The 6,000-nt window shown below is 73.0% G+C and carries 5 protein-coding genes and 1 pseudogene; 5 read left to right on the top strand and 1 reads right to left on the bottom strand.

The annotated features are described in order from the left end of the window. From ABEB28_RS01520 to ABEB28_RS01530, 3 genes are all read left to right on the top strand, one after another. Positions 1–1,230 (top strand): cation:proton antiporter, encoded by a 1,230-nt coding sequence (locus ABEB28_RS01520; RefSeq protein ID WP_345726092.1) that lies wholly within the window; start codon positions 1–3, stop codon positions 1,228–1,230. A gap of 54 nt (positions 1,231–1,284) precedes the next feature. Beyond that, positions 1,285–3,534 carry an ATP-binding protein gene (locus ABEB28_RS01525; protein ID WP_345726093.1) on the top strand — a complete coding sequence of 750 codons (2,250 nt, stop codon included), beginning with the start codon at positions 1,285–1,287 and terminating at the stop codon, positions 3,532–3,534. A 624-nt stretch (positions 3,535–4,158) separates the two neighbouring features. Beyond that, positions 4,159–4,356: a hypothetical protein gene (locus tag ABEB28_RS01530; RefSeq protein ID WP_345726094.1), complete on the top strand. Its 198-nt coding sequence runs from the start codon at positions 4,159–4,161 to the stop codon at positions 4,354–4,356. 22 nt (positions 4,357–4,378) lie between these two features. On the opposite strand, the gene ABEB28_RS01535 is transcribed toward ABEB28_RS01530, so the two are convergent. After that, on the bottom strand, positions 4,379–5,080 hold the full coding sequence (locus ABEB28_RS01535; RefSeq protein ID WP_345726095.1) for a hypothetical protein: 702 nt from the start codon (positions 5,078–5,080) through the stop codon (positions 4,379–4,381). An 87-nt stretch (positions 5,081–5,167) separates the two neighbouring features. Here ABEB28_RS01535 and ABEB28_RS01540 point away from each other — a divergent pair, with 87 nt between their 5' ends. Together ABEB28_RS01540 and ABEB28_RS01545 are read left to right on the top strand one after the other, a co-directional pair. Continuing rightward, positions 5,168–5,518: a hypothetical protein gene (locus ABEB28_RS01540; RefSeq protein ID WP_345726237.1), complete on the top strand. Its 351-nt coding sequence runs from the start codon at positions 5,168–5,170 to the stop codon at positions 5,516–5,518. Positions 5,519–5,522: 4 nt separating this feature from the next. Continuing rightward, positions 5,523–6,000: pseudogene (locus ABEB28_RS01545) on the top strand (hypothetical protein); the annotation flags it as partial.

Genomic DNA, 6,000 nt, shown 5'->3' on the forward strand with positions numbered 1-6,000 from the left:
GTGCATTCCTCCGCGACGCTGTTGATCGAGGTCGGCGGAATCCTGCTGGCGCTGGCCCTGCTGGGCCGCGCCGGTCGACGGATCGGGCTCAGCCCCATCCCGCTCTACCTCTTGGCGGGTCTGGCGTTCGGCCACGGCGGCCTGGTGCCGCTCTCCGCCAGCGAGGGATTCATCGAGGTCGGCGCCGAGATCGGCGTCGTGCTGCTGCTGGTCACGCTGGGTTTGGAGTACTCCGCGGCCGAGCTGGTGACGAACGTCCGCAGCGCGGCGCCGGCCGGTGTCGTGGACGCGTTGCTCAACGCGGTGCCTGGTGCCGTGCTGGCGCTGGTGCTCGGCTGGGGGCCGGTCGGTGCGGTCGCGCTGGCCGGCGTCACCTGGGTGTCGTCGTCCGGTGTCATCGCCAAGACGCTCGCCGACCTCGGCCGCCTCGGTAACCGGGAGACGCCGACCGTGCTCAGCGTCCTCGTGATCGAGGACCTGGCGATGGCGCTCTACCTGCCGATCCTCACCGCGATGCTGGCCGGCGTCGGGTTCGCGAAGGGGTCGGTCGTACTCGGGATCGCGCTCGGCACGGTCGCGATCGTGCTGCTCGTCGCGTTGCGGTACGGCGACTGGATCACCAAGCTGGTCTCCGCGGACAACCCGGAAGCGCTGCTGCTCGGCGTTCTCGGCTTGACGTTGCTGGTGGCCGGCATCGCGTCCGAGCTGCAGGTCTCGGCCGCCGTCGGCGCGTTCCTGGTCGGTATCGCGCTCTCCGGCGAGGTCGCCCACTCGGCGACCGCGCTGCTCAGCCCGTTGCGCGACCTGTTCGCCGCGGTGTTCTTCGTGTTCTTCGGGCTCTCCACCGATCCGGAGACGATCCCCCCGGTCCTGCTGCCCGCGCTCGGCCTGGCGATCGTCACGATGGGGACCAAGGTGCTGACCGGCTGGTACGCCGCGCGCCGGGCCGGGATCGGGTCGAAGGGTCGCTTGCGTGCCGGGCTGGCGCTGATGCCGCGTGGCGAGTTCTCGATCGTCATCGCCGGGCTGGCCGTCGCCGCCGGCGTGGACGGGGAGCTGGGCGCGCTAGCTACCGCCTACGTGCTGATCACCGTGGTCTCCGGACCGCTCCTGGCCCGGATCTCCGATCTCGACCGGCCGAAGCGGCCGTCCCGACGACTGTTCGTCCGGCGCCGCGACGAGTCACCCGCGCCGACCGCCAGCGCGACGCCGGAGCCCGCGGTCGACTGAGACACCTACCGCACAAAGTTCACATTAAGTCCCTTAACCGACACAATCAGCGACATGACGTCGCCCACCGACGAGCCGAGCGGGACGCATCATCGCGCCGGGGAGCGGCCGGAACGTGCCCGGGTCGGCGCTCAGGGGGCGCTGCTGGCGGCGACCGTCGCGGTGCTGGGCGTCGTGCTCTCGGTGCTGATCGCCGAAGGGCTCCGCGACGTCGAGCAGCACGGTGTCGATCGTGCGATGGACCGACAGAACGCGATCGCACGGACCGCGGTCGCCGCCGAGATCCGCCGTTACACCGACACCGCGCGGCAGGTTGCGGCGTCCCTCGGTGCGCTGGAGAACCTCGACGCGACCCGGTTCTTCGCGATCGCCGCGACGTTGCCCCGGGAGAACCTGCCGGGGGCCACCGGGCTCAGCGTGGTCGTGCCCGCGACGACCGCCCAGATCCCTGCGGTGCAGCAGAGCTGGCGCAGCCGCGGCCAGCCCACGCTGACGCTGACCGCAGTCCCGGACGCGCCGAAGCACTACTTCCAGGTGCTCAACCGCCGGTTGGACGGCACCGAGCCCCAAGTCGGCCGGGACTTCGCCGCCGCGCCGGAGCCGATCGCGGCGATGGAGGCGGCACGGCTCTCCGGAGATTTGGCGGTCTCCGACGCCTACGTCCTGCTCCGCGACCGGAACCTGCCGACCGTCCGACGGCAGCTCTCGGTCGCGTTGGTCGCGCCGATCTACCGATCGACGACGGCCGCCCGCCGGTTCGTCGGGTGGGTGCATCTCGGTGTGCACGGTCACGACTTCCTCAGCATGACGCTGCGCGAGGCGTCGCAGGGGCTGGTCGGCGTCTCGCTCGCCGCGGCCGGCACCGGCGGGAGCACCACTCGGATCGCGACGCTCTCCGGCAGCGCCGGGAACGACTCCGGCACGATCGTCGAGCGGACCGCGCGCCTCGCGGTCGGTCAACAGATGTGGCACCTGCGGATCTGGTCCAGCACCTCCGCCGCCGCTCTCCTCGGGGTCGACGTCTACCTGGACGAGACCGCGCTACTCACCGGCGTCGGGGTCAGCCTGCTGCTGGCGCTCCTGGTGTACGTCCTGGCCAGCGGCCGGGCCCGGGCACGCGCTCAGGTCGCGGCCGCCACCGCGGAGCTGCGCCGGACCGAGCGCTCGACCCGGCAGCAGGCGGTGCTGCTCCAAGCGGTGCTCAACGGGGTGGAGGACGGCATCGCGGTCGCCGACGCGGACGGATCGCTGGTACTGCTCAACCCGTCCGCGCAGGCGACGCTGGCGGTACCGGGCTCGGGAGATCCGGACGACCGGCAGCAGTACGGCATCTACCGGGTGGACGGCATCACCCCGTACCCCGCTGAGGAACTCCCACTCCGTCGCGCGCTGGCGGGGGCGGCGTGCACGGACGAGTTCGTCGTCCGGAACCCTGCGCGGCCGGACGGCGTCCGGGTGCAGGTCTCCGCGCAACCGCTCGATCTGGGGTTCGACCGGCACGGAGCGCTCGCCGTTGCCCGCGACGTGACCGCACTCCGGGCGTACGAGGCGGACCTGGTCGCGTTCGCAGGCATCGCCGCACACGACCTGAAGGCGCCGCTGGCCAACGTCGTGGGCTACCTGGAGCTGGCCGAGGACGACCTGGCCGAGGTACGGGTGCTCGGCAGGCAACCCCGCGCCGTGACGACCGCGCTCGATCACCTGACCCGCGTCCGGACCGGCACCGAGCGGATGCGGCGCCTGATCGACGACCTGCTGGCCTACGCGACGGCTCGGGACGCGAAGTTGCAACTCACCGACGTCGATCTCACCGCGCTGGTGACCGAGGTGCTTCCACTGCTCGTGCGTCCGGACCGGGTGAACACGCCGCACCTCGTCGTCCGCCCGCTGCCGGTCGTCCGGGGCGACGGTGCGCTGATCCGGCAGCTGCTGACGAACCTGCTCGGCAACGCGGTCAAGTACACGCCCCCGGACGAGACACCGCGCATCGCCGTCCGCGCCCGGCCGGTGTCCGGGGCCGAGGGGTGGATCCGGATCGAGATCGCCGATCATGGGATCGGCATCCCGTCCGGCCAGCACGCGCAGATCTTCCACGGGTTCCACCGCGCGCACGTGGGTTCCGGCTATCCCGGGACCGGACTCGGCCTGGCGATCTGCCACCGGATCGTCGAGCGCCACGGCGGGACGATCGGCGCGGCCGACAATTCCGGTGGCGGCACGGTCTTCTGGTTCACGTTGCCGCTGGCCACCGAGGGTCGGACTTCCGCCCCCGAGGCACCGGATCTGGTGGGCGCCCGTAGCTGAGATGCTGGTCACTCCTCCAGCGGCGCTCACCGACTCGACCACCGTTCACACCCCAGCGCGACGCCGTCGTTGCGGGTATGGTGGTAGTCGGGTGGCTGTACAGCAGTGCCGGGTGCCACCGTCGGCGACCCTGACTCGAGGCGACACTGACCCTGGTAACCCCGGAGGTCCTGCTTACCCGGAGGCCGCGAGCCTCCGAACCCCATGAGACGGCGCGCTGGCCGTCCTCGAGAAGCCGAAAGGCAACGCTCGCTCCCTCGAAATTCCCCGGAGCACGGCCGCAGCCGCCAGCGCACCGACGCGTCGACCAGAAGGGACGTTATGCCCTCACGCTCGTCTGCTCCTTCCGCAGCACCTGCACTACTCTTCCTGGCCCCGCCGAGCGCACCGTCCGTCGACGACGACGACTCCGCGGCGTACGCCGACACCCCACCGACCCAGCGCCGTCGTGAGGCAGCGCCGAGCCGGCCTGCGGGCGGCCGCGAGACGGCACGGGACGGCGGACGCGACGGCGGTCAGCGCCGCCGCACCCCCGGACGCCCGTCCAGCGGCGGGCGCAACCCCCGTTCCTCCGGCGCATCCGGGCAGCACTCGTTCGCCGCGGAGTCCGAGGGAGCCGGCGCGGTGAGGATGACGCGCGGCGCGCGGCGCTCCGCCACCGACTTCGGCATCACCGACGCCGAGGTGGCCGACGTTCTCGCGTCCCCGACCCGGGTCGCGCCCGAACAGGACAACCCTGATCGCACCCGGTTCTCCGGAGCCGGTCTGACCGTCGTCACCGGCGCGGACGGCACGGTCCTGCACGTTTCCCGGCGTCGCTGAGGGATCGCGCTTCGTACCGGACTCACTTCTCCGGGAGCACGACCTCGATCTCGTTCCCGAGCCGGGCACCCAGCTGGAGATCGAGCTTGTCGCCGCTCCAGAAGCTGCCCGGGTCGTACGAGTCGGAGGACCGGCTCGCCGGCAGCAGACCCATGGCCTGGTAGGTCAGCGCGACGACCTCGGCGCAGTAGGCCGACTCGAGCGCGTTGTCGGGCCTGGTCGAGTCCTCGGCGCGCGTGCCGGCGACCGCGCCCAGCGCCGTCCGTGCGGCGTCCCGGAGCGACCGGAACCGTTGCCGGCTCCGGCCCCGTGCCCAGCGTCCGGCCAGGCCCGCGGTCGACGGGAACGGGGTGCCGTCGAGCCGGGCGATCGTCCGCAGGACCGCGTCCTCCGTCTCGCGGGTCACCGAGGCGTCGAGCTGCCGGAGCCAGGCGCGCTGCCCGTATCGATTGCCCCAGATCAGCACCGCATCGGCGAGCACGTGCAACTGGACGCCGCGCACGTGCGTGCCGGCCCACACGTCCGGCAGCGACCGGCCGAGTTCGGCGTGCCACATCAGCGGCGGCAGGTCGTCGAGCGTCACGGCCATGCCGACGTGGTTCACCGGGCTGTTGGTGAGTGTCTGGATTGCCCGGTCGGCGGCCGTCCGCCCCCGGAACAGCCACAGATCGCCGGTGCGCGTCAGCTCGACCGCCTCGGTCAGGGTCATCCGGTTGCCGGGCATGCCGATAGCCTAGCCACGCCCCTATCAGTGGGCGTTGAGAAGGCGCGCCCGGCGACGGCGACCACGTGCAGAACGGGGACGAGACGGATGCGTTGGTGGAAAGTGGTCGGCCTTGCCGGTCTGGCCGGCGTCGCGGCGAGCGGGGTCGCGGTAGCGCGCGCGGAACGTCGGCGGCGGGCGTACTCACCGGATGAGATCCGAGCCCGGCTGCACGCCCGGATCGACGAGGCGTCGGTCCTCGAGGCGGCGGTCGGCGACACCTCCGGCACCGGCGGACCACCGCCCGGCCCCGCCGGGCTCGGCCCTCGCGGCGCGGCCACCGACGGCGGTGTGGCCTCCCACGGCGTCGCGGCGCGCGGACGTGCGGCGTTCCGTGCGGTCACCGGCCGGATGCGGACGCTCCGCGACCGCGCGACCGGCGGCCACCGGGCCGACTGAGCCGATGGACACCCCCGACCGCGTCGCTCCGGTGCCTGCCGCTCGCGCGTCCGCCCCGCCGCCGACGACCCCCGCGCCGTCGGTCGCAGCCGCCGTGCCGTCCGCCACCCGGACGCGTCCGTGCCGCTATCCGGGGTGCGACCGACCGGCCGCACCGGCGTCCGGACCGGGTCGCGCACCCGAGTACTGCGCGGATCCGGGGCACAACCGAGCCGCCGCGTTCGCCGAACGACGGCGGCGCGCACTGGAGCAGACGACCGAGAGCGCCGGGGACAGCGGTGAGGGTTCCGCGGCGTCCGGCGACCGTCCGGTCACCGCCGCCGGCGCCCGGATGGAGCACGCCGTCGAACGCTTCGCCTCCGCCGCGGCCGACCTCCGCGACGTCGGTGAACGCGTCCTCGCGGACCTGGCGGTCGGCCGCGATCCGGCGGCGGTCGCCACCGAGGTCACCGCGGTCCGTGCCGCCGCAGATGCCGCCGTGG

Source organism: Cryptosporangium minutisporangium, assembly GCF_039536245.1.
Taxonomy (GTDB): domain Bacteria; phylum Actinomycetota; class Actinomycetes; order Mycobacteriales; family Cryptosporangiaceae; genus Cryptosporangium; species Cryptosporangium minutisporangium.

Excerpts from the sequence above, each read along its gene's own strand:
- ABEB28_RS01540 (WP_345726237.1), top strand. The coding sequence starts at position 5,168 with ATGCGTTGGTGGAAAGTGGTCGGCCTTGCCGGTCTGGCCGGCGTCGCG.
- ABEB28_RS01525 (WP_345726093.1), top strand. The coding sequence starts at position 1,285 with ATGACGTCGCCCACCGACGAGCCGAGCGGGACGCATCATCGCGCCGGG.
- ABEB28_RS01535 (WP_345726095.1), bottom strand. The coding sequence starts at position 5,080 with ATGCCCGGCAACCGGATGACCCTGACCGAGGCGGTCGAGCTGACGCGC.